The organism is Allobosea sp. TAF32 (genome assembly GCF_052113585.1).
Classification (GTDB): domain Bacteria; phylum Pseudomonadota; class Alphaproteobacteria; order Rhizobiales; family Beijerinckiaceae; genus Allobosea.
This window is the reverse complement of the sequence record NZ_JBFRDM010000016.1, coordinates 23,731-46,613: the sequence shown is the minus strand read 5'-3', so window position 1 is coordinate 46,613 and position 22,883 is coordinate 23,731. Positions and strand designations below refer to the sequence as shown.

Sequence of the window (22,883 nt, the reverse complement as noted above, 5' to 3'; positions counted from 1 at the left end):
GCTTCCGGTCAACGCCGATACCGGAGCGCCTCGACCAGCAAGGCGAAGGCTGGTGTCGGCTGGCGCCGGCTCGGGTAGTAGAGATGGTAGCCGGAGAACGGCTCGCACCAATCGGCCAGAACGCGTACGAGCCGCCCATCGGCCAGATAGGGCGCGACCTGGCCTTCGGTCAGATAGACCAGCCCATGCCCCTTCAGCGCGGCCTTCAGCATTAGGCTCGCCGTGTTGAATGTCAGTTGGCCATCGACCCGGACGTTGAGCTCCCTGCCCTTCTTCTCGAATTCCCAGGCATAGAGACCCCCATGGATCGGCAGACGCAGATTGATGCAGTTGTGATCCGTCAGGTCCTGTGGCGCTTTCGGCGGCGGACGCTTCGCGAAATAGGCAGGTGAACCGGTGACGGCCATCCGCAGCTCCGGGCCGATCGGAACCGCGATCATGTCCTTGGCGACCGTCTCGCCCGGCCGGACGCCCGCGTCGAAACGCTCGCCGACGATATCGGTCAGGCCGTAATCGATCACGATCTCGACCTTGATGTCGGGATAGTCATTCACGAGCCTGGCGACCGCGGGCCAGAGAATCGACTCGGCAGCATGCTCCGAGGCCGTCAGGCGGATCGTTCCGGACGGTTTTTCCCGAAGCTCGCTCAAGCCGTCCAGTTCCCGCTGGATCTCCGCGATCCGCGGGCCAACGGAGTTGATCAGCCGCTCACCGGCTTCGGTCGGAGCGACGCGGCGCGTCGTGCGGGTCAGCAGTCGCAGGCCCAGCCGCGCCTCGAGAACGCGAATGGTCTGGCTCAAGGCCGACTGCGACACCCCGAGGCGCTTCGCCGCCCGGGTGAAGTTTCGTTCCTCCGCAACGGCGAGGAAGGCGGAGAGATCGTTCAGGCTATCGCCCGCCATTCAGTAGTTTTCCTTATTGGTACATGCCGAACTTAGCATCTAATCGCGCATTCGGCAGGGCCCTATGTTCGTCAGGACAGCAGCACCTGCATCGGCAGGTGCCGAAAATCCAAGGGAGTCCCGGATGAACAAGATCCTGGCAGCCGCCGCCGTCAGCGCGGTCGGCATCGTTCCGGCGCAAGCGGAAAGCATCGAGATCAAGGCCAACGGCAGCGCGGCCTCGGTGATCGGCGTCGCCGGCAATTTCTCAGGGCACGCCGTCATCAGCCCGCTGTTCCCGCCAACCGACATTACCCGGGCAAGCACCGGACTGGTGAACTTTGCCCCGGGCGCGCGCACGGTCTGGCATACTCACCCGGCCGGGCAGATGCTCATTGTCACCTCGGGCCAGGGCTGGGTTCAGGAAGAAGGCAAGGATCGGCGCGTCATCAACCCCGGCGATGTCGTCTGGGTCGCCGCTGGCGTGAAGCACTGGCATGGCGCGACCGCGACGAGCCCGATGGCGCACATCGCCCTCAGCTACATGCAGGACAGCAAGAACGTCGACTGGCTCGAGCCGGTGCCCGACGAACAGTACCGCTGATCGGGAGGAAGCCATGAAACCCTCGACCCTTCTGGCGCTCGCGCTCTCCATGGGCTCGGCCGACGCCATTGCGCAGACCGGTTCGCAGACCGGAAGCCTGTCCCGAACCGATGTGCAGAGCGTCTCTCCCGCGTTGGACCGCTACGCCGCGGAGAAGCTCGCTGATGGCCTCTGGAAGCGTCCCGGCCTGTCGGCGCGTGATCGCAGCATCGTCACCGTCGCGGCGGTGATCACCCGCAACCAGGGCATCCTGCTCCCTGAGCAGGTGAGCCTCGCCCTCGACAATGGCGTGAAGCCCGCCGAGCTCTCCGAGGTCATCACTCATCTGGCCTTCTATGCCGGATGGGGCAACGCGATGGCGGCGACCGCAATCACCAAGCAGGTCTTCGGGGAGCGCGGGATCGGCGCCGATCAGCTTCCCAAGGCGGTCGTCGAGTTCCTGCCGCTCGATCAGAAGGCCGAGGCCGATCGTGCCGCCCGCGTCGAGCAGGGTACCGGACCGGCCTCGCCCGGCCTGGTCCGCGATACGACGGAGGTCCTGTTCCGGGATCTGTGGCTGCGGCCCGATCTCGCACCGCGCGACCGCAGCCTCGTCACGGTCAGCGCCCTGATCTCGGCCGGACAGGTCGAGCAGATTCCCTATCACCTCAATCGGGCGATGGATAACGGCTTGACCCGGGCCGAGGCCTCCGAGGTGATCAGCCACCTCGCCTACTACGCCGGTTGGCCGAACGCCTTTTCCGCCGCTCCCGTAGCGCGTTCCGTCTTCGAGAAACGCGCCGCCAACTGAACGCTTCCCTCTGCCTCCCGGGGGAGCCGAAACAAGGAATGACAACCATGGCACAGGGTATCGACAACAAGGTCGTCGTCATCACCGGGGCCAGCAGCGGCCTCGGCGAAGCCACCGCGCGTCGTCTGGCAGCCGATGGCGCCACCCTGATCCTCGGCGCGCGTCGCGTCGAACGCCTCCAGGCCTTGGCGAAGGAACTCTCGCTCAATGATGACGCGGTCCTTAGGACGGATGTCACCGATCGCGAGCAGGTCGAGCGCCTGGTCGGACGAGCCATCGAGAAGCACGGCCGCGTCGACGTGATCCTGAACAATGCCGGTCTGATGCCCAGTTCGCGCCTTGAGCTACTGAAGGTCGCGGACTGGGACGCGATGATCGACGTCAACATCAAGGGCGTCCTCTACGGTGTCGCGGCCGCCCTGCCCCATATGCAGAAGCAAGGTAGCGGCCACATCATCAACGTGGCTTCGGTCGCCGGGCACAAGGTCGGGCCGGGCGGCGTGGTCTACGCCGCAACGAAGCATGCCGTCCGCGTCATCACCGAAGGGCTGCGCCAGGAGGTGAAGCCGCACAATATCCGCACGACGATCATTTCACCCGGGGCTGTCGCAACGGAACTGACGAACACCATCACCGACCCGCTGGTCGCCGAGGGCATGCGCAAGACCTACGAGCAGGCAGTACCTGCCAGCTCTTTCGCCAGCATGGTCGCCTTCGCCATGAGCCAGCCGAAGGACGTCGACATCAACGAGATCCTCTTCCGGCCGACCAGCCAGGCCTATTAAGGAGCCCTCGATGTCACCGATCAAGCTCGCCGCCCTTCCGGCGGCATTGGTCCTCTTCGCCGGTATCGTCTCCTTCCGGCAGGCCCATGCCGATAGCGAGATGGTCCGGTTCCCGAGCGATTACGCGAAGGGGATCCACTACGCCACGGTCAATCGCGGGAACATCCGCGAGGAGCTGTTCGTCAGCCCGGAGGCCGTCGAAGCCGTGAAGGCTGGCCGCCCGATGCCGAGCGGCACGGTGATCACCATGGAAGATCACCGGGACGGCGAACTCTACCGCTACGTCGTCATGGAGAAGCGGACCGGGTGGGGCTCGCGACATGCGCCGGAGATCAGGACAAGTGACTGGGAATTCCAGTGGTTCAATCCCGACCGGAGTCAGAAGGCTGGAGAGAATCTCGATCGCTGCCGGTCCTGCCATGTCGGGCAAGCCGCGAACGACTTCGTCTTCACGGCCGACCGGATTAAGGCGGCGAAGTAAGATGGTGTCCTCCTCCGTCTCATCCGGGCTAGCACGTTCGGTCGCCGTCTCGCTGCTGCCGATCATGGCGGCCGTCCTCACAGGGTTCTTGGTGATTGGTATCGCCCTGCCGGTTCTGCCGCTCCATGTGAACCGCGACCTCGGCTTCGGCACCGTCGTGGTGGGCCTTGTGGCCGGCGCCCAGTTCGTCGCCGCCGTGGTGACGCGCATCTGGTCGGGATCTTATGCCGATATGCGTGGCGGCAAGCGTGCGGTGATGCTGGGCCTTATCACCGCCGCGGCGTCCGGCTTGCTCTACCTGATGGCCTGGGCTGCCGAAGGATCGCCAACGTTCTCGGTCGCCATCCTCCTGGCCGGACGTGCGCTGCTCGGCGGCGCCGAGAGCTTCATCATCACCGGCGGCGAGAGCTGGGGGCTGACAACGGTCGACGCCCGCCATGCCGGAAAGGTTATCGCCTGGGTCGGCACGGCCATGTTCGCCGCCCTTGCCCTGGGCGGGCCGATCGGGACGACGTTGTTCGCCTCGCACGGCTTCGCGGCCATCGGGCTCGCCACGACACTGCTCCCTCTCATCGTATTCCTCGGCCTGCTGCGGGTACCCGCTCCCCATGTGTTGTCTCGGCAAGCCAGGAGTTCCCTGCGACGTGTCCTGAACGCAGTCTGGCTTCCCGGGATCGGAGCGGCACTCAGCAGTGTCGGCTACGGAGCCATTCTGGCCTTCAGCTCGCTCCTTTACAGCGATCACGGCTGGCAGCCCGTCTGGCTTGCCTTCACGGCCTTCGGTGTCGCCCTGATCGCCGCCCGCCTGGTTTGCGGACACCTGCCAGACAAGCTCGGAGGCGCGAGGGTCGCGCTGCTCTTCGTCGGGGTGCAGACGGCCGGATTGCTTCTTATGGGCTTGGCGAGCAACGGGTTCGTCGCCTCCGCGGGCGCTGCCTTGGCCGGGTTCGGATACTCGCTGGTCTATCCCGGATTCGGCGTCGAGGCCGTGCGGAATAGCTCTCCGGAAACCCGGGGACTGGTCATTGGGATTTATACCGTCTTCCTCGATATCGCGATGGCGGTGGGAAGCCCGGCATTGGGCTGGGTCGCTGAGATCAAGGGGTTGAACGCGGTCTTCATCGCGGGCGCGGGCGTCACGCTGTGCGCCGCGGCGGTAGGTCTGCCATTGCTGAGATCGAGAAGGCATATCTCCCAGGTAGAACGCTAACTCCGGGCAGAATCTTCGCTGTCCCCGCGATGTCGCCAGCGGAACTCCGAGATGAAAGATCGCGTTGGCTGAACGTTGAGCCAACGACGGTGATCTCAGTGTCACGATCTGTTTTCGAACTGCTGAAGAGGTTCCAGGCAGCCTTGGTGTGCGGGTGCGTCTTGCTGGCTCCGGCGGCCGCCGGAGCGCTCACCCGCGATGAGGTGAATCGAGCAGGCCGTCCCGCTATCACGAAGACCAAGGTGACGCGGTCCAGCGCGTCGATCATCAAGGCTCAGGTGTTGCTGGCGCGTCAGGGGGTGTCTCCCGGGGAGATCGACGGGCTGGACGGCGATAACTATCGCAAGGCCATCGACCAGTTCCGCCGCCGCGAAAACCTCGGCAACGGCGAGATCATCGACGCCGCGACTTGGCAGGCGCTCAAAGGGGACGTCAGCGCGGACATCGTCGCGGATTACGTCGTGACGAAGGAGGACGTCAAAACCCGGTTCGTCAGGCGCATTCCTCACGATTACGCTCGTCAGGCCAGGATGAAGCGGCTCGGCTACAGGAACGCACAGGAGATGTTCGCCGAGCGCTTTCATATGAGCGAGGGCCTTCTCAGGGTGCTCAACCCGCGAACGCACTATCGGAAGCGCGAGGAAACCCTGCACGTTGTCTCGGTTGGACGAACGCTTCCGTCTGATGAAGCTCGAACGGTGGAGGCCGACAAGACCAACAGCATCGTTCGCGCGCTGGATGCGGCAGGAAGGGTGATCGCAATTTATCCGGCCACCATCGGCAGCAAGGACACTCCCTCGCCTGAGGGCCAATACCAAGTGGTGCGGGTCGTGAAGAACCCGACCTATCACTACGACCCGGTCAAGAATTTCCAGCAGGGCAAGAACAAGCGCCGCCTTGTACTTCCCAGAGGCCCCAACAACCCTGTCGGCACGGTCTGGATCGAGCTGTCGAAGCCGACATTCGGCATTCATGGTACGCCTGAGCCTTCGAAGATCAGCAAGGCGTCGTCGCATGGCTGTGTCCGGCTCACGAATTGGGACGCTGAGGAATTGGCCCAGCTCGTCAGGCCCGGCACGACCGTGCGCTTCATCGACTAGCCGATGTCACCCAGACTGCTGGGCTGAAGCACTTCCCGAGCCGGGGTCATCGCTTTGGACCGCAGGATCGTAGGATGATGGCCGGGCGCAAACGCAACGACGTCGAAATCCGCGACGACGAAGACGGCCCGGGCGCGATCGTCTCCTTCCCGTTCGACGCAGCACTCGCGGTGCGCTTTCGGGAAGCTTTTCCGAGAGCCCGCTGGAACGACGAGCTAGCTGCTTGGCGAATACCGGGCACGACGGCACTCCTTCGCGCGACACGGTGGCTCGATCGCAAGCTCCCGGGAGCATTCGGCCTCGCCGATGAGCGCGGTCGCGATTCCTTCTCGTTCGATCCGGTCGTCAGCCCTTATCTGGAGGTCGCCGATGAGATCGTCGTGCGCACCCCATATTCGCGAACCGTCGTCGAGGAATTGCGCGCGGTGCCCTGGGCCTGGTGGAACGGCCAAGAAAAGGCCTGGCACGTTCCGTTCCGATCGATCGATGAACTTCGGAGGAGATGGCCAGCGATCGAGGCCGCCGCGGAACGCAGTGAGCCGGAAGCTCGAAAGCAACGGCGCCAAGCGGCGAAATCCGCTCCGGAATACGAGGACGCGAAAGCAGCAGAGGCCGAGCGCCGCCGCCGGCGCTATCCTGTCCCGGCGAACCAGTTGCCGCCTCTCGACAGTGTGCTGTTGTCCCATGAAGGGCCGGTCGTCGTCATCGAGGTGACGGGTGAGGTCGTGCCCGCGGAGACTGCTGCCCGGCATTACCCTTGGAGCTTCGGACTGTCCGACGATCTGGTCTGGGCTTCGTGGCGCCGCCCAACCCATCAAGAGTTGGTTAAGACCTGGCCTGCGCGAAGCCCGACCACGCCGGACGCCTTCCTTCGCGGATGGTGGCAGCCCACGCTCGAGGAACTGCGTGTCGCCCGGCGAGCCTCGAGGTCCTTGGATCGTGCGCAGGAAACGCGCCGAACGAGCCGCTCTGCCCAGGAATGATTTCGCACAACAAAGGAGGCGTTGTCGGCGAGGCGTGCTTGACTCGCCACTCCGTCCGTTCTCTTTACGTTCCTTCAATCGAGGACATGACCGATGGCAGCAGTCGAGGCTTCCCGCCCGCCTGAACCAGACCCGTTTGCCGTCTCCGATGAGGAGGTCGATGCGGTACTGGAGGAAGCCAGCGGAGATTCCCGGGAGGCGATCCGGATGGTCCTGCGGGACCTTGCTGTCATGGCGGCCGACGCCGATGCAGCTTCGTCGCGCGGGTTCTTGCGCGGTCGCTTTTCGGAGGGGCGGCGCCGTCCTCGCGTCGTCGACGAAACATGAGACGCAAGGGTGAGCTGTCGCCTGCTGAAGTCGACCGTCGCTGGCCTCATCAGGTTGCCGTTGAGATCTCGCCGGGACATGGGCTCGGCATCGTACCGGCAACCGGACCGCTCTCGTCGCTTGCTCCTCGTGGCCATGAGGTTGCCTATGACGGCAAACGATATCGCGTGTTCTGCTTCTCCGATCCGGACCAAGCCGCGCGCTTCAAGGACATCATGGGCGGGTTCGAATTCGATCCTCGAGATCGCGGCCGCGGAGCCTATTGGGGAACATGGTACCGAGGTCGTGGAGCCGCGCGCGATGCCAAGCGTCGGCAATCCTGACGCACCCCTATCATCCGACATGGTAGGGTCGAGCGAATCACTTTTCAGCAGACTCCTATGAACGCCGTTGCCCCGATCAACTATCTCGACGCGCTCAACCCGGCCCAGCGGCGAGCCGTCGTCCACGGCGTCGGCTCGGAGGCCGCGTCTCCCCTGCTCGTGATCGCGGGCGCCGGATCGGGCAAGACCAACACGCTGGCCCATCGCGTCGCGCACCTATTGGTCAGCGGCGCCGATCCCCGCCGGATCCTCCTGATGACATTCTCCCGCCGCGCGGCCTCGGAGATGGCGAAGCGTGTCGAGCGGATCGCACGGAAGGTGCTGGGCGATGGCGCCGGGGTCCTGAGCGATGCCCTGACCTGGGCGGGGACTTTCCACGGCATCGGCGCCCGGCTACTGCGCGATTGCGCCGACCAACTCGGCCTCGACCCGGCCTTCACGATCCATGATCGGGAGGATTCCGCCGATCAGATGAACCTCGTCCGGCATGAGCTCGGCTTCTCGAAGACGGAAGCGCGCTTCCCGACGAAGGGCACTTGCCTGGCGATCTATTCGCGCTGTGTGAACGCGGAAGCGCCGATCGAGGAAGTCCTCGGCCGGTCTTATCCCTGGTGCGTCGCCTGGGCGGCGGAGCTCAAGGACCTCTTCGCCGCCTATGTAGAGGCCAAGCAGCAGCAAAATGTCCTCGATTACGACGACCTGCTGCTCTACTGGGCGCAGGCGATGACCGACCCGGCCATCGCTGCGGATGTGGGCTCGCGCTTCGACCATGTGATGGTCGACGAGTACCAGGATACTAACCGCCTCCAGTCCTCGATTCTCCTCGCCCTCAAGCCCGACGGCCGGGGACTGACGGTCGTTGGCGACGACGCGCAGTCGATCTATTCGTTCCGCGCCGCGACGGTGCGCAACATCCTCGACTTCCCCGCAGCGTTCTCGCCTCCCGCCGAGGTCGTCACCCTCGACCAAAACTACCGCTCGACCGAAGCCATCCTGTCGGCCGCCAATGCGGTGATCGATCTGGCCACGGAACGTTTCACCAAGAACCTCTGGACGGACCGTTCCAACGGCTCCCCTCCCCAGCTCGTGCATGTTCGTGACGAGGCTGATCAGGCGCGCTTCATCGCCGACAAGGTCCTCGAGAACCGCGAGGGCGGTTCGACGCTGAAGCAGCAGGCGGTCTTGTTTCGCGCGTCGCACCATAGCGGCCCGCTCGAAATCGAGCTGACCCGTCGCAACATCCCGTTCGTGAAGTTCGGCGGGCTCAAGTTCTTGGACAGCGCCCACATCAAGGACCTCTTGGCGATGCTCCGGTTCGTGGAGAATCCGCGGGACAAGGTCGCCGGATTCCGCGTGCTGCAACTTCTCCCGGGAGTGGGGCCGACGTCAGCGCAGCGCGTTCTCGACCACATTGGGCAGGCTACCGCTCCCATCGAGGCGCTGGAGAACGCCCCTGCCCCACAGCGCGCCGGCGACGATTGGCCCGGGTTCCTCGCCGCGGTCGCCGAAATCCGCTCGGGCCGCGCTGGCTGGCCCGGAGAGATCGAGCGCGCCCGGCGCTGGTATGAGCCGCATCTCGAACGGATCCACGAGGATGCTTCAACCCGGCAGGCCGACCTCGTCCAATTGGAGCAGATCGCCAGCGGCTATCCGTCCCGGGAGCGCTTCCTGACCGAGCTGACGCTCGATCCTCCCGATGCGACCAGCGATCAGGCCGGAGTACCGCATCTCGACGAAGACTACCTGATCCTGTCGACGATCCATTCGGCCAAGGGCCAGGAATGGAAATCAGTTTTTGTCCTGAACACCGTCGATGGCTGCCTTCCTATCGATCTGGGAACGGGCACGAGGGACGAGATCGAAGAGGAACGCCGTCTGCTCTATGTCGCGATGACGCGGGCGAAGGACGACCTTCACCTGATCGTGCCGCAGCGCTTTTTCACATCCGGCCAATCCGGAACCGGTGACCGCCACGTCTACGCCAACCGCACGAGGTTCATCCCGAATGGCTTGCTCGGTCATTTCGAGCGGGTCGCTTGGCCGCACGCTCCCGCGACGGAACCCGGTCGCACGCCGAGCGGTGCCCCGAAGGTCGACGTTCGAGCCAAGATGCGCGGCATGTGGAGATAATCGGCGTGGCCGAAAATTGGCCTCACCGAGTCGAAATCCAAGTTCCTCGCGCCGGGTTCGATATGAAACTCCGGTCGATCGAGGTGTGGTTGCAGGAATGGGAAATCCCTTATCGTATCGGGTCCTCGCCCGGCCCGATCGGAAGGATGCGAGTGTGCTTCGCTAAAGAGAAGTTCGCCAGGGCACTCCGTCACTATCACGGCGGCCGGATCGTCCCCGCGGATGAAATTGCAGCGGCTCTTGATGATGCTTTCTATAGCCGTTTGGCTGGAGAGTACCCAGGCTGACGATGGAGGGGCAATGACGGATGTCGTTCGGCTCAGCTCTGGCGTACCGCGCGTTCCCCTTCGTCGTGTCGATGATCTGCTCGAACGCATCATCGCCCTGAAGATCGATGCCGACGCGCGCGCGTTCGGAACGCTCGCATATTTCCTCGAGATCGCACAATCCGAAGCTGAGCTTCAGGTCGGCCGCATAGCCGAGGAACAAGTGATCGGCGAGTGCGTACCGGATGAGTCATGGCGACCGACTACGGACCGGGATTGATGGCGAAGAAGCCTGCCGAACTGCCTGAAATCGATCTCGACGTCGTCGACGTGAGGCAGGTGGCGATAACGACCGATCCTCTGGGAGAAACGATGATCAGCCTGGAGATGGCCGGCGGCCAGGTCATGAACTTGGTCTTCAGTCCCGGGTTGCTGGCCAAGCTCGAAGCCTTCCTCGCCAAGGCCAACGAGGAACAAGCCAAGCTTTCCCCAATCCAATAGGGCATCAGCGGATGTGCGGACGATTCAGCCAAGCCTACACCTGGGACGAGATCGTCGCCTTCAGCCAACCTCTGACCGTGCGCTCGGATCGGCCGAACATTCAGGCCCGGTGCAACGTCGCCGACCACCGAATCGACATCATCGTGAAGACCGAGGCCGGTCGGGAGTTTCGGAAAGCCCGCCTGGTTCCGGCGTGGTGGAAGAAAACCGTTTCGGAGGTCGGGTCGACCCATAACGCGCGTTCCGATCGAATGAGCGACAGCGCGATGTTTCGCTCGGCCTTCGTCAAGCGGCGCTGCATCGTGCCCGCGAGCGCGTTCTACGAGTGGACGGGTGCAAAGGGGGAGAAGAGAAGATCCCGCATCGGATCAGTGCTGCCGACGGCGGATTGCTGGCGTTCGCTGGCCTGTGGGATCGATGGACCGATCCGGAAACGGGTGTCGAGATCGTTTCCTGCACCGTCATCACGCGGGATGCCGACAAATGGATGTCAGCCATCCACCACAGGATGCCCGCGATGCTGCATCCCAAGGACTTCGATGCCTGGCTCGACGGCACTGGTGGAAAGGATCTCTTGGACCCCCCCCGCCCGAACTGCGGGAATGGATCGTCAACAGCCGGATGAACAACGCAAAGGTCGGCGACGACGATCCCGCTACAGCGGAGCCGGTCGAACCAGAGTCGGACTCACCCCCTTCCCTTACGGAATCACCGCCCCAAGGCAGCTTGTTTTGATCACTCCAGGCGGCCCGCGTTTCACTTGAGTTGGAAGTGGGCGTTGCTCCGATCGTTGACGAATAGCTGAATTGCGCCAAGAGCGGACATTTGACACCCTCCGGAAAGCGAACGCTTGACGGCATTCGCTATGGGCGTCGGTCCGATGCTAGAGGAGTGCGGGACGATTGGCCACCGCAGCGGGGCGTCATGCGTTCATCTGCGGCACCTGTAGCGGCTTCGGTACCAGCTTGATGCCATTCTCCTGGAAGATGCCCCGAACTTTGGAGAGGACGGCCTTCCGGATCTGGAATTGATAGCCAGCCCTGGCCTTAAACTTGCCCCGGATCACCAGCGTCCCTTCCTCCAGGGCCGCGATGCCTTGGCACTTGAAGGGCTCCATGAGGTCGGCATTCAACTCGGGATCGGCCGCGATCTCTTGCCCGACCTTTTTGAACAGCTTGCGAACGAGTTCGACGTCGGTGTCGAGCGGAACTCGAAACAGGAGTTTCTCGATCACCCAGTCCCGACTGAAGTTCTGGATCTTGCCGATTTGACCGTACGGGATCGTCGCCACGGCGCCCCGTGGGTGGCGCAGCGAGACCGAGCGCAGCGATATCTTCTCGACCGTGCCCTTGGCCCCCGAGCTTTCGATGTACTCGCCCTGACGGAAGGCGTCGTCGACGAGGAAGAAGAGGCCTGCGACGACGTCCTTCACCAGGGTCTGCGAGCCGAGCCCGATCGCCAGCCCGAAGATGGAGAGGCCGGTGATCAGCGGCCAGACGTTGACACCGAGCATGACCAGCACGGTGAGCCCGCCGAGAGTCAGCAGCGCAGCCTTGGCCGCGCCGACGAGCAGCGGTCCCACCGTGGTGAGCCGCGTCCCGACGATCGCTCCGCCGCCTTCCGGATCGTCGACCGGCGCTGGTCTAATACGCGTCGCCAGGATCGCCACCCAGCTCCAGCAAAAAGCGATGATGGCGACCAACAGCAAGATCTCGGCAGCCTTGATCAGAATCACTCCGCGCGGGATGCCGATGAGCCCGACGACCGGTGCGAGCCAAAGGCCCGCGAGCGTCGCCACGATAGCGGCCGCCGCCACGACCCGCAGGGTGCGCCACAATGCTCCGGCGATCTCGCTTCCGGGGACGCGAGCCGCAGATCGGCCTCGACGCTCGATCACCACATCGATATGCGGCGCGGCGAGAACGAGAAGCAGGGAGAGCAGAAGTGGCCCGCCCCGGGTCGGTCGCCCCAGCATCAACGCCATCTGCATATAGGCGAAAGCGAGGATCACCAGCGCCACCACGAGCCACGGCCAGGTCGCTGCCATCCTCCGGCGCATCGACGTCGCCGGGCTTCCGAAGGACAAGGCCGTCGTGATGAGCGAGCGATGCCGAATGTACGCGACCGCCACCAGTACCGTGAACGGCAAGCTGACAGCGAAGGTGGCGATTACGTCCCGGAGCGGATACGGCGCTTGCCAAGCACGCAGGCACGCCAGCAAGGCGAGCCCGATCGAGGCCACACCGACAGCTACAGCCAGATCTCGACGCCACGGCCGAAATACGGAATAGCGACTGGCCGCCAGCGGGATGCAGATCGCGGCCGCAATCGTCGCGACCACGGCGACGTTCAGGTTGGCACTGCGGGACACAGCGCTGGAAGCGAGTGAAGCCGACAACGCCCAGACCGCCACCAGAACGATGCTGGCACTGGCAATCCATGCCGCGAAGCTGATGAACGAACTTGCGTGGGTCCGGCCCGCGATCAATCTCGCGATGACCCCCGTGGCCAGGAATGTCGCGACATAGGTCGCCGCGACAAGGAACATCAAGGTGGCCGGGTTATAGCCTGCCGCCTCGACGGCAGCGGCAAAGGCGCGAAGGTCGTCGCGGATATCGAGCCAGCCCGCATACCGTTGCGCAGCCCCTGCTTCGAACTGTGTCAGGAAGCGATCGATGATGGCCGGCCCGGCTTCGAGATCGGCAGTCAAAGCCTCGGCAGCCATCGGCGGTATCTCGCATCGAGAGGAAGGTCATCGCGAAGCAGCGGCTTGTTCCTGCTGCTGGAGGATGAGCGAATAGGCGACGAAATATTTGTAGATGTTGCTGACGTACTGGACCGTCTCGCGCCCCACGACCTGCGCGGCCGCATGCTCGACGTTCCCGAACCAGACGTTGGGGTCGAGGCCTTTCTCGCGGGCGATGCGTCGAAATTTTCGGAGATTACCGGGCCCGGCATTGTAGGCAGCAAAGGCGAAGAGCACCTGGTTTCGCGCGTCGACCGCTGGATCTTTCGCGATATAGGTCTCGGTGATATGCCGCATGTAGGCGGCACCGGCCTGGATGTTCCGGTCGGCATCCTTGTCGACCCCGGTGATCTCGATCGGCTTCGCCGCGGCCGTCTTCGGCAGCAACTGCATCACGCCGACCGCCCCGCGATGGCTGCGCCTGCTCTGGTCGAGCTGCGATTCCTGATAGCCCTGCGCCATCAGCATCAGCCAGTCGAAACGATACGCCTCGCCATGGGAGCGGAAGAGCGTCACGAGCTCCTTGAAGCGCTTCGCGTCTTCCGGGGAATAAGCGTTCTTCACGACCCTGTCGCTGGCGAAGTAGCGCCGCTTCACATCGTTCCCGAAGGCGGTCCCGAGCTCGTGTTCCTTCACGAAGGCGGCGAGTTCCGCTTGGAGTTGGGGAGAGCCCTTCCGGAATGCCCATGCGACTGAGCCGCCGCTGCTGATCGCCAGGTCTGACCTGACCTTCAGCGTCGGGAAGACGAGCGACCATAGCGCCGCCTTGTGATCGTCGACGACGGCGAACGGGAGCAGCCCGGCACCGACCATCTCGAGGATGTCCTCGTCCTCCAGGTTCTCGTCGGCCGCCTTGATCCGAATTGGCTTCAGCCCCTTCGCTTCGAAGCCCTTGCTGAGCTCGCGGAGGTGGGTGGCATAGCTGCTGCTCTCCCTGACATAGATCTCGCGCCCTGCGAGCGCCGCGAGGTCGGACATCTCGGGCGCCGACGGACCAATGACAATGACCTCCTTGACCTGTGTCATCCAAGGTTCGGCGAAATCCGCCAGCGCCTGCCGCTCCGGCGTGATGGTCAAGTTCCCGGCGACGATGTCCCCGCGTCCCTCGTTCAGCGATCGCTCGAAATCGCCCCGCGGGACAGGCACGAAGGCCACCGTGATGGCGAGGGCCTTGGTCTTGTGACGGTGGTTTATCCAGGTCTGGAAGCGCTGCCCGAGTACGGCGACGACGCCGAACTGGCGCCCTCGATCAATGAAGAAGAGCGTCTTGCTGTACGGAACGAGTATTCTGATGACCCGACGCTCGAGCATGCCGTCCAGATCACCCTGCCAGGGCTTGAGTTGAGGCAGGCTCGCGGTCACGGGTGCCTTTGGCACGGTCTGAGCCGCGGCGGTAGCCGAGAGGCAAGTAAGTATCAGGCCTAGGGAAGCCAGCCGCCGCATCGAACCGATCACCCCTAGTCCTTTCGTCGTCAGAAGCGGTATGAAACGCTGAAGATTGGACCGCTAAGGCTCGGCCGTAGATGAAGCCGCCTTGTCCATCGAAGCATCGCTCGTCTTCAATTCGGGCATACGTCCCAGAAGCCCTGCGTGCGCTCCGGGTTCGTATAGAACCAGCAATAGCCGGGGGCCGGCGGCTGCGAGTTGATATAGGCGGAGGCGGCCGCTGCCGTCGCAAACCCGATCGCAGCGCCCGATGCGACGGCCATGCCGGGATGCCACCAATACGAGGCAGGACGCACCCAGCCGGCGCGATAGCCCGGCCGGATCGGAACGGGTCGATAGCCCGGTCTCACCGCCACGCGACCGCGGCCGGCTACGACGTTCCCACGTGGTCCACGCGCGACGTATCCTCTGCCAGCAACCGCGCCGCGGGGCCCCCGCGCAACGTAGCCGCGGCGAGCGATGGCTCCACCTCTGGGCCCCACCATCCCGCCCCGCCTGACCGCCCGGCCGCGATACTGGACGTATTCCGCAGATTGCAGCGATGAGTCCTCCATCGGCGGGCCTGCGGAGATTGCGGACGCTTCGATCGGCGCGAGGATGCCGATCAACAGAGCGGACGCCAGGAACGAGACGCGAAGCATGGGCTCTCCTTCTCTCTTGGTTGAAGGAGGTGGGCGAACGGCATCGCCCACCGTCGAGGTCCAGGATGTCATTGGTCGACCGGTTCGGCCGACTCGCAGGCAGCGAATGTCACTTCTTCTTTTTGAAGAGAGTGTCGATCGCCTTGATGACCGTGATGTTCTGGTTCGCCTTGCAGTAGACGATCACCTCATGGAGGTCGTCCTTCACGCGGGTAATCTTGGCCCGGTGGGCTTTCGCCAAGCCGTTATACCAGCCGCTGTACCAGGCGGCCAACAAGTCGGCATCCTCCTGGAAGGTACCGGCCAGTTGGCCACAGGTCAGCTTCTGGACATCCACGTAGCCGTCCTTGTCAGCATAGTTGGACAGCGGAACTTGAGCCGACGCGGCACCGCAGATCAGCACAAGGACGGTCGATAGCACGAACTTCTTCATCACAGCCTCCTTCTTCACACGATGTAGTTCAGCCAACTCTTCATCCGCAGCAGGACGCGGCGGACGACAGCGATCGGTACGAGATAAACCGCTACCTGAGCCGTCGCGCCCGCAGGGAGCCCCAACCCGTTCAAGTCGGCGTCGATAACCGCCAGCGCCAAGCCGGGTGTCTTGCCTCTGTCTTCAGGATTGAGCAGCGACGGGCTCGCCTGAAGCAGTCCTTGCGAGACCGCTTCGACGAGCACCCGGATCTTCCTGGGAACACCCCGCCAGGCCGCAGGCTTTGACGCCGGATAGCAAGATGAGCCAAGCCTGCCATTAAAGCAGGCTTGGCTCTGTCGTGTCTCACGGCGTAACGATGTTGAACCAGAACGGGAATTTGTCGAGATAAGAGACGAGTTCGGTGAGCTTGGCCTTGTCGCCCGTGAGCTTCACGCTGCCCGCCTTCAGGGCATCATCCAGCGAAGTCTGCTGGAGAATGATGTCGTTGAGCGTGGAACGGGTCAATGTCATTGAAACGTCGGCACCATTGACGCTCTTACCAGCGGTATTGTTGAGCACCCCGTTCTCAAGCTGAACGAAATACTTTTCGTTCGTATCGGAAAAGTCGAAGTTGAAGCTCGCCTTCGCCGCCGCCGCCTTCTCAGCATTCAGGCGCACGCCGAGATAGTCGAAGAACAGCCCGAGATTCATCGCCTTGATGGTGTCGGGGCTGGCTGTGTTGGGCGTCGGCAGCTCCGCAACGCCCTTCCGGAGTTCCTGTGCACCGGTCAGATAGAAGTTCCGCCAAGGCCCCGACTCCGCTTGATAGCCGAGTTGCTCCAACGCGTCGGCCTGAAGATCCTTCGCTGCCTGGTTCTTCGGGTCCGCGAACACAGCGTGATTGACCACCTGCGCAACCCAACGGAACTCGCCCGCGGCGAACGACTTCCTCGCCTTCTCGAGCAGCGCGTCCGCGCCACCTGCGAGCTCGACGTACTTCTTGCTCGCCTCGACCGGCGGCAACTCCTGAAGGGTCGCGGGATTGCCGTCGAACCAGCCGAGATATAGCACATAGGTCGCCGCCACGTCGTGGTAGATCGAGCCATAGTAGCCACGGTTGGCCCAGAAATGGCCCAAACTGTCAGGCAGCGTGAATGTCTCTGCGATCTCTCGCATGGTCATTCCGTGGTTAACCTTGCGAAGTGTCTCATCATTGATGTAGCGATACAGATCGCGCTGCTTCTCAAGGAGCTCCTTGACGTTGCCATTGCCCCAGGTCGGCCAGTGGTGCTGGGCGAAGAGCACTTCGACCTTGTCGCCCCACATTTCGAGAGCCTGATTGAGGTACTTCGACCACGGCAGGGGTTCGCGGATCTTCGCGCCGCGCAGCGAATAGGTGTTGTGAAGGGTATGGGTTGCGTCCTCGGCCGCCTCCATCGCCTTCTTTTCCTCGATGAACCAAAGCATCTCCGATGGCGCTTCTGAGCCGGGAGCCATCAGGAACTCATAGGTCAGCCCGTCGATGACTTCCTTCTGACCGGTCTTGGTGATGGTGTTCGTAGGCGCAATGAGGGTCACCGTTCCCGCCGATGTGGTCGTCCCAAGCCCAGCGCCGATCTGCCCTTTCGGATCCGGAGGCAGAAGATTGCCGTACATGTAGCTGGCGCGGCGGCTCATGGCGTTGCCGGCCATCACGTTCTCGGCCACGGCAGCCTCGAGGAAGCCATCCGGCGCATAGACCTTCGTCTTCCCGGATTTCACATCCTCGTCGGAGATCACCCCCCTGACGCCGCCGTAATGGTCGACATGGCTGTGCGTATAGATGACGGCCTTGACCGGCTTCTGGCCACGGTTCTTGAAATAGAGGTCCATGCCGGCCTTCGCCGTCTCCGCGGAGACGAGCGGATCGATGACCGTGACGCCTTCGGTGCCCTCGACAATGGTCATGTTAGACAGGTCGAGATTGCGGATCTGATAGAGGCCGCTCGTGACTTCGAAGAGGCCCGAAATGTTGATGAGCTGGGCGTTGCGCCACAGGCTCGGATTCACGGTGTCAGGTGCGGCCACTCCTTCCTTGATGAAGGCGTACTGGCCGGGATTCCAGATCACATTGCCTGCCTGCCCCTTGATCACTTCGCTGGGAGAGCGGCGATGAAACCCTTCTTCGCGTTCTGGAAGTCAGTGGTATCCTGGAAAGGCAACTGACGCAGGAGCGCAGCGTTGGCTTGCTTGGTGGCTTCCGCAGCGTCCTTTCTGGCGTCCTGCCCCTGGGCCAATGCGGGCAACGCAGCGCCCGCGGCAAAAAGAGCAAAAACAGAAAGGCCCGTGATTAGATTAAATCTAGACGTCATATTCCCTCCGAACACCCGCGCCTTGCCGCTAACGGATCTTTCTTGCCGGAAATTAGTCTAATTAATACAGAGTTTTGATTTGTATCCGGTTCACGAAATTCCGAAAAACGACGACGTCGCGATCTTGTTCTGATTGCGAGAGCAAGGCAACCCCTTAACTTGCATTGCAGTGCAACAAGGCAATTGGATCAAATGAACCAATTCAACAAAGAAGATCAACCGATAAAACTTGACCCACTTGACCGTGTTGGTTGGCTCGCCGACCAGCCCGAACACTTTAGGAGCTGGGTGGCAAATAACGCGCGCTGGCGGCATTTTGCTGCCGGAGAAGCCATCTACAATGCCGGTGACGAGCCGAACGGGATGTATGGACTTGCGAGCGGCGCGCTCGAAGTTACCTTCCCGCTCATCAGCGATGAACCGGTGACCATTTATCGGGCGGAGCCGGGCTTCTGGATCGGCGAGGCCGCCCTGATGGCGGGTGCAACGCGCCTTGTGGGCCTTTCCTCCGCTCTGGACAGCCGCGTACTCCATATTCCGATCGGCCCCCTCAGGGAATTGCTAGAGCACGATCCCGGATATTGGCGGATCCTCTACGAGCAGAGCTTTGCCAACCTGGGAGTGGCCCTGACATTGCTGGCGGAGGCGCTCGCCCTGACTCCGCGCGCCAGGATAGCAAAACTTCTCCTTCGCCTGGCGGACGGCGAGGGTCGTGTTCAAGGCAACCAGGACGACTTTGGCCGACTGATCGGGATGACTCGATCGAGCGTTCGTCGGGCCCTCTTGAATATCGCGGAAGCGGGATTCGTCAGAACCGGGTACCGCTCGCTCGAGATCGTCGACGCCGAGGCGCTCAAGAAGATCAGCCGTGAAGGTTGAGGAGTAGCGCTGCCGGATCGCTCCTTGGCGGGCCGTCACGTGAACAGCCACAGCACCGGACATCCGAAGTCCTTTCGTGAACCGAAGCAAATGAACCAATTTCCTTCGCGCGAGCAGTGGAATTATAAAATTATTCCAATAGTTCTCTACCGCCAAACAGTTCGACAAATCACGCGAACCATGCTCACATGCCGGAACAGACGATGCTACTGCTTTTCTGATTCACCTGCCTGTGCGGAGGTAGTGAATGTCGCGGCGATGCCTATCGAAGGCTGTTCAGACAGCGCCAGACCGGACCGTGGTTGGCGAGTAGAACGGCTGCCTTGCGCCCATGGAGGTCCCGGATCATCTCGCCCATCCTCGGATCGCCGGGCCGCACATAAGGCAGTCGCCGGACTGCTCCAACGCGCATAACGACGTAGGGCGTCAAAGAGGGAACAGCGTCTTCCTCGTCGATACCATTCAGGCAGGAAAGGGCAGTAGCATAGGTCGAGTGCAGATGAACCACGGCTCCGGTGCCCGGGCGCGTCTCGTAGAAGGCCTTGTGAAGGAAAATCTCCTTCGATGGCTTGTCGCCCGAGACATGTCTCCCGTGACGGTCGATCTTGGCGAGGCGTTCCGCCTCAAGGAAGCCAAGGCAGGAATTCGTCGGGGTGATCAGGATGCCATCGTCGACCGCGGCGCTGATGTTGCCAGAGGACCCAACTGAGTAGCCGCGCTCGAACAGCGAGCGGCCGAGCCTCACGAGTTCGGCACGCGTAGCGGCTTCGCTCATCCCGCGGTTCCTTCAAGCGCCGCCAGTGCCCGCGCGAAGAAATCAACCTGCCCGAAGTTCCCGGATTTGATGGCGAGCGCAAGGCGACCATTCTGCGTCGACACGGCGGGCACTCCGGGAGCGATCTCCGGCCCGATGTCCAAGGATTCGACACCCAGCGCCGAAGCGACCGCGCCAGAGGTCTCGCCGCCGGCAACGACCAGACGCCGGAGCCCTCTCGAAACCAGGGCCGTGGCTGCTTCCGCGAACAGGCTGTCTATCGCGTGCGCGACAACTTCGGTTCCGAAGCGAGCCTGCAAGGCGCGAACGACTCCGGGAGGCTGCGATGTGCTGACCAGAGGCGCCCTGCCCTCGTTGCGCTCGACGAAGTCGATCACATCCGCCGCGGTGACGCCCCCCTCGACGATTTCGACCACGGGCAATCGGAGCACCGGATGCGCCCTCTCGTGCTCGGCGATCTGCGCGAGCGTCGCCTGCGAACAACTTCCGGCGAGTATTGCTCCGCGCCCCTGTACGGGACGGAATGTCCTCTGCGCCGTCTCGACCAAACCGGCGCGAAGGAAATTCCGCGGCAGGCCGATCGCGATTCCCGATCCTCCGGTGATGAAGGGTGCTTCAACGCATGCCTCTCCGATCGCGAGCAGGTCCTCATCGGTGAGAGCATCGACAATAACCAGCGTCTCGCAATAGGCGGCGCATTTGGCCAACGCGGCGCGCAACTCGTCAGCACCTTTCGACACCGTGGTCCAGGGTATGAAGCCCACCGGCTGGCTCGACTGGGCGCGCAGCCAGCGACGGATGTCGCTGTCCGTCATTGGCGTGAGCGGATGATGCCGGAGGCTCGACTCGTTGAGCGGCACGTCGCCGACGAAGAGATTACCCATGTAGACGCTACGACCGGCGCCCGGGAAGGCCGGGCACGCAACCACGCCACGACCCCCGAGCTCCGCGGCAATCGCCTCACCGACGGGACCGATATTGCCTTCGGCCGTCGCGTCGAAGGTCGAACAGTATTTGAAGACGATCTGAAGACAGCCCTGCTGCCGGAGCCAGGCAAGAGCCGCGAGGGATTGCTCCACTGCCTCTCCGGCAGGGATCGACCTGCTCTTCAGTGCAACTAAACCCGCCTGGCATTCAGGATCGGCGGGCCGCGACGGTACGCCGAGAAATTGCGTTGTTGCGAGGCCTGGGGCCCCCCCGCCACCCTTGGCGAGGGTGTTCGCGATGTCACTCGCGCCGGTGAGTCGTCCGCGATGACGCCGATAAGCATGTCGCACTCATCCCTACGTTGCTGAAGGGGATTGGCCGAGGGGCTCAGGCCGCTCGACCCGCTTCCCGGGTAGCGACCGTCAAACCGATCACGCCATGCTTCGCGATCAACTCAGCAACGAGACCGATGTCGACTGCTGCCTCCACGAATGCGCGGATATAGTCGATAGCGATACCGGATACCCTGGGCGTTCCGATCGCCTGCTGCACGGACATGAAGCGGCCCGTCAGCAGTTTTGATCCAGGCAGCCGGGCCTGCTCCTCGATCAGCTTTTGGCGAAGACAGGCCAGAGCATCGAGTTTGCCGTCGATGAACAACCTGTAGGTCTCCTCGAAGCCATTGCCCCAGACCATCTCGGCCTCGTGGACGTTGCGCTCGAGCCAAAGGCCGTAGGCGGTACGCGCCGCGGCCGCGATCCGGTGGCCCTTCCGATCGACTTCCGAGATCTCCCGGAGGGTGGATCCCGGCGGTAGCAGATAGGTCGCCTCAATCTCGGCATAAGCCGAGGTGAAGTCGATCACGGCAGCACGTTGCGGCTCGGCCGCGACCAGCCCGACATCCCACTCGTCGCGCTCGGCCGCATCGGCGAGCTTGCCCGGGTTCTCGTACGAGACGTATTCCAGCGGCAGGTCGAGACAGGCGGCCATGGCCGCCGCCATGTCCGGGGACACCCCGGCCGGACCGCCGTCGGGCGTCCGGCTGGAAACGAGCAGGAAGTTCGAGAGGTTGATCCCAGCCCGGAGCTTGCCGTGCCGCGAGAGAGCCGCGCGGACCTCCATCGGAGCAGGCCCGAGCTTGGCCTTCAGCCTCTCCACTGTCACGGACATCTCAGGCGGCCTTCAGCGTCTCGGCGACGAGCTGGCCGAAGCGCTTCGTGCCGGTCTTGCCGCCGAGGTCCGGGGTGCGCGATACCGGATCGGTTAAGACCTCGTCGATCGCCTTGTCGATGGCGTGGAAAGCCTGTTCGAACACGGGCAGACCACGCTTCTCGCCCAGCCACTGCAAGAGCATGCCGCAGGACAGGATCATCGAGACCGGATTCGCCTTGTCCTGGTTCTGGATGTCCGGTGCCGACCCGTGCTGGGCCTGAGCGCAGCAATGGGTGTCGCTCGCCATCATCGAACCCGCCAGGCCGAGGCTCCCAGAGAGCTCGCTTGCCAGATCGGAGATGATGTCGCCGTAGAAGTTGGTCGCGCAGATGACGTCGAACCGCTCGGGATTGCGCACCAGATGCGCGGTCGAGGCGTCGATTAGCAAGTCGTCGAGCTGCACCTGGGGGAATTCCAGCGCCACCTTGCGCACTTCACGCAGGAACAGGCCGTCGGTCTGATGGAAGCTGTTGACCTTGTGGACGGCAGTGACCTTGTTGCGGCGCTTGGCAGCGAGCTCGAAGGCGCGCCGGGCGATGCGGTTCGAGCAGTGGGCGGTTATCTTGCGGAGCGAGATCGCCATGTCCGGCGACGGCATCAGCTCGGCCCAGCCCAGATGCATGTTGCGGTCGGGATAGAAGCCTTCCGTTGCCTCGCGCATGATAACGAGGTCCATCGTCTTGCCGGGCTTCATGTTGGATTCGATGAAGGGGCGTGTGCGCGCAGGGCGGACGTTGGCGTAAAGGTCGAGTCCGATCCGGAAGCCCGCCGAGACGTTGCGGCCACCCTTCTCCGGCGCCGGATAATCAGCATGGGACTGGGTGCCCAGGATTACCCCGTCGTAATCGGCGCGGGCCTTGTCCAGCACGCTTTCGCGCAGCGTGGTACCGTGCTTCTCGAGGCTCTTGAACCCGACATCATCGTGGTCGAAGGCGAGGTCGAGGCCGAACTTGTCGCTGGCGACCTCCAGAACTCCGATCGACGCGGCCACGATTTCCGGCCCGATGCCGTCACATGGCAAGACAAGAATCTTCATGGTATTTCCTCAGTTTCGGGCCCAGGCCTTGGAATTGGCTATTGCATCATCTAAAACCAATCATCGGTCAAGAT

The 22,883-nt window shown here is 63.1% G+C and carries 25 protein-coding genes and 1 pseudogene; 14 read left to right on the top strand and 12 right to left on the bottom strand.

What is annotated here, in order from left to right:
* Nucleotides 1-8: 8 nt before the first annotated feature.
* Complete coding sequence (locus tag AB4Z16_RS27015) at nt 9-902, bottom strand: LysR family transcriptional regulator (RefSeq protein ID WP_441514412.1); 894 nt, start codon at nt 900-902, stop codon at nt 9-11.
* A gap of 124 nt (nt 903-1,026) precedes the next feature.
* On the opposite strand from AB4Z16_RS27015, the gene AB4Z16_RS27010 reads away from it, so the two are divergent.
* From AB4Z16_RS27010 to AB4Z16_RS26950, 13 genes and pseudogenes are all read left to right on the top strand, one after another.
* The gene (locus tag AB4Z16_RS27010) at nt 1,027-1,485 is read left to right on the top strand and encodes a (R)-mandelonitrile lyase (protein WP_441514411.1); all 459 of its coding nucleotides are present in this window, start codon (nt 1,027-1,029) and stop codon (nt 1,483-1,485) included.
* Nucleotides 1,486-1,498: 13 nt separating this feature from the next.
* A complete protein-coding gene (locus AB4Z16_RS27005; protein WP_441514410.1) occupies nt 1,499-2,275 on the top strand; it encodes a carboxymuconolactone decarboxylase family protein in 777 nt (258 codons plus the stop codon).
* A gap of 47 nt (nt 2,276-2,322) precedes the next feature.
* Nucleotides 2,323-3,060 (top strand): SDR family oxidoreductase, encoded by a 738-nt coding sequence (locus AB4Z16_RS27000; protein ID WP_441514409.1) that lies wholly within the window; start codon nt 2,323-2,325, stop codon nt 3,058-3,060.
* A gap of 10 nt (nt 3,061-3,070) precedes the next feature.
* Nucleotides 3,071-3,541, top strand: coding sequence for a cytochrome P460 family protein (locus AB4Z16_RS26995; RefSeq protein ID WP_441514408.1), 471 nt, complete (start codon nt 3,071-3,073; stop codon nt 3,539-3,541).
* Nucleotide 3,542: 1 nt separating this feature from the next.
* Nucleotides 3,543-4,751: an arabinose transporter gene (locus AB4Z16_RS26990; protein ID WP_441514407.1), complete on the top strand. Its 1,209-nt coding sequence runs from the start codon at nt 3,543-3,545 to the stop codon at nt 4,749-4,751.
* 98 nt (nt 4,752-4,849) lie between these two features.
* Complete coding sequence (locus tag AB4Z16_RS26985; RefSeq protein ID WP_441514406.1) at nt 4,850-5,851, top strand: L,D-transpeptidase; 1,002 nt, start codon at nt 4,850-4,852, stop codon at nt 5,849-5,851.
* Nucleotides 5,852-5,925: 74 nt separating this feature from the next.
* On the top strand, nt 5,926-6,834 hold the full coding sequence (locus AB4Z16_RS26980) for a hypothetical protein (RefSeq protein ID WP_441514405.1): 909 nt from the start codon (nt 5,926-5,928) through the stop codon (nt 6,832-6,834).
* Between the two features lie 93 nt (nt 6,835-6,927).
* A complete protein-coding gene (locus AB4Z16_RS26975; protein WP_441514404.1) occupies nt 6,928-7,161 on the top strand; it encodes a hypothetical protein in 234 nt (77 codons plus the stop codon).
* Between the two features lie 380 nt (nt 7,162-7,541).
* Nucleotides 7,542-9,614, top strand: coding sequence for an ATP-dependent helicase (locus tag AB4Z16_RS26970; RefSeq protein WP_441514403.1), 2,073 nt, complete (start codon nt 7,542-7,544; stop codon nt 9,612-9,614).
* A 300-nt stretch (nt 9,615-9,914) separates the two neighbouring features.
* A complete protein-coding gene (locus tag AB4Z16_RS26965) occupies nt 9,915-10,160 on the top strand; it encodes a hypothetical protein (RefSeq protein ID WP_441514402.1) in 246 nt (81 codons plus the stop codon).
* Complete coding sequence (locus AB4Z16_RS26960) at nt 10,133-10,381, top strand: hypothetical protein (protein WP_441514401.1); 249 nt, start codon at nt 10,133-10,135, stop codon at nt 10,379-10,381. The genes AB4Z16_RS26965 and AB4Z16_RS26960 overlap by 28 nt, the downstream gene beginning before the upstream one ends.
* 11 nt (nt 10,382-10,392) lie before the next feature.
* Nucleotides 10,393-10,671: pseudogene (locus tag AB4Z16_RS26955) on the top strand (SOS response-associated peptidase family protein); the annotation flags it as partial.
* A gap of 35 nt (nt 10,672-10,706) precedes the next feature.
* The gene (locus AB4Z16_RS26950; protein WP_441514400.1) at nt 10,707-11,006 is read left to right on the top strand and encodes an SOS response-associated peptidase family protein; all 300 of its coding nucleotides are present in this window, start codon (nt 10,707-10,709) and stop codon (nt 11,004-11,006) included.
* A gap of 297 nt (nt 11,007-11,303) precedes the next feature.
* Here AB4Z16_RS26950 and AB4Z16_RS26945 read toward each other — a convergent pair whose 3' ends face one another.
* The 7 genes from AB4Z16_RS26945 to AB4Z16_RS26915 form a co-directional block, all read right to left on the bottom strand.
* Entirely contained in the window at nt 11,304-12,869 is a 1,566-nt protein-coding gene (locus AB4Z16_RS26945) for a mechanosensitive ion channel family protein (protein WP_441514399.1), read from the bottom strand.
* 264 nt (nt 12,870-13,133) lie between these two features.
* Nucleotides 13,134-14,489: an MltF family protein gene (locus AB4Z16_RS26940; RefSeq protein WP_441514398.1), complete on the bottom strand. Its 1,356-nt coding sequence runs from the start codon at nt 14,487-14,489 to the stop codon at nt 13,134-13,136.
* Between the two features lie 197 nt (nt 14,490-14,686).
* Nucleotides 14,687-14,836 carry a hypothetical protein gene (locus AB4Z16_RS26935; protein WP_441514397.1) on the bottom strand — a complete coding sequence of 50 codons (150 nt, stop codon included), beginning with the start codon at nt 14,834-14,836 and terminating at the stop codon, nt 14,687-14,689.
* Nucleotides 14,837-15,323: 487 nt separating this feature from the next.
* The gene (locus AB4Z16_RS26930) at nt 15,324-15,647 is read right to left on the bottom strand and encodes an HdeA/HdeB family chaperone (RefSeq protein WP_441514396.1); all 324 of its coding nucleotides are present in this window, start codon (nt 15,645-15,647) and stop codon (nt 15,324-15,326) included.
* 14 nt (nt 15,648-15,661) lie between these two features.
* Nucleotides 15,662-15,892 (bottom strand): hypothetical protein, encoded by a 231-nt coding sequence (locus AB4Z16_RS26925; RefSeq protein ID WP_441514395.1) that lies wholly within the window; start codon nt 15,890-15,892, stop codon nt 15,662-15,664.
* Nucleotides 15,893-15,992: 100 nt separating this feature from the next.
* Nucleotides 15,993-17,738 (bottom strand): alkyl/aryl-sulfatase, encoded by a 1,746-nt coding sequence (locus tag AB4Z16_RS26920; RefSeq protein WP_441514394.1) that lies wholly within the window; start codon nt 17,736-17,738, stop codon nt 15,993-15,995.
* A gap of 20 nt (nt 17,739-17,758) precedes the next feature.
* Nucleotides 17,759-17,980 (bottom strand): hypothetical protein, encoded by a 222-nt coding sequence (locus AB4Z16_RS26915; RefSeq protein ID WP_441514393.1) that lies wholly within the window; start codon nt 17,978-17,980, stop codon nt 17,759-17,761.
* A gap of 192 nt (nt 17,981-18,172) precedes the next feature.
* On the opposite strand from AB4Z16_RS26915, the gene AB4Z16_RS26910 reads away from it, so the two are divergent.
* A complete protein-coding gene (locus AB4Z16_RS26910; RefSeq protein WP_441514392.1) occupies nt 18,173-18,859 on the top strand; it encodes a Crp/Fnr family transcriptional regulator in 687 nt (228 codons plus the stop codon).
* Between the two features lie 262 nt (nt 18,860-19,121).
* Here AB4Z16_RS26910 and otnC read toward each other — a convergent pair whose 3' ends face one another.
* Genes otnC through AB4Z16_RS26890 form a run of 4 tightly spaced genes read right to left on the bottom strand, consistent with a single transcriptional unit; the run spans nt 19,122 to nt 22,809 of the window.
* Nucleotides 19,122-19,634 carry a 3-oxo-tetronate 4-phosphate decarboxylase gene (gene otnC, locus AB4Z16_RS26905; protein WP_441514391.1) on the bottom strand — a complete coding sequence of 171 codons (513 nt, stop codon included), beginning with the start codon at nt 19,632-19,634 and terminating at the stop codon, nt 19,122-19,124.
* A complete protein-coding gene (otnK, locus tag AB4Z16_RS26900; RefSeq protein ID WP_441514390.1) occupies nt 19,631-20,911 on the bottom strand; it encodes a 3-oxo-tetronate kinase in 1,281 nt (426 codons plus the stop codon). The genes otnC and otnK overlap by 4 nt, the downstream gene beginning before the upstream one ends.
* A 37-nt stretch (nt 20,912-20,948) precedes the next feature.
* Nucleotides 20,949-21,731 (bottom strand): transporter substrate-binding domain-containing protein, encoded by a 783-nt coding sequence (locus tag AB4Z16_RS26895; protein ID WP_441514389.1) that lies wholly within the window; start codon nt 21,729-21,731, stop codon nt 20,949-20,951.
* A 1-nt stretch (nt 21,732) separates the two neighbouring features.
* On the bottom strand, nt 21,733-22,809 hold the full coding sequence (locus AB4Z16_RS26890) for an isocitrate/isopropylmalate dehydrogenase family protein (RefSeq protein ID WP_441514388.1): 1,077 nt from the start codon (nt 22,807-22,809) through the stop codon (nt 21,733-21,735).
* Nucleotides 22,810-22,883: the final 74 nt, after the last annotated feature.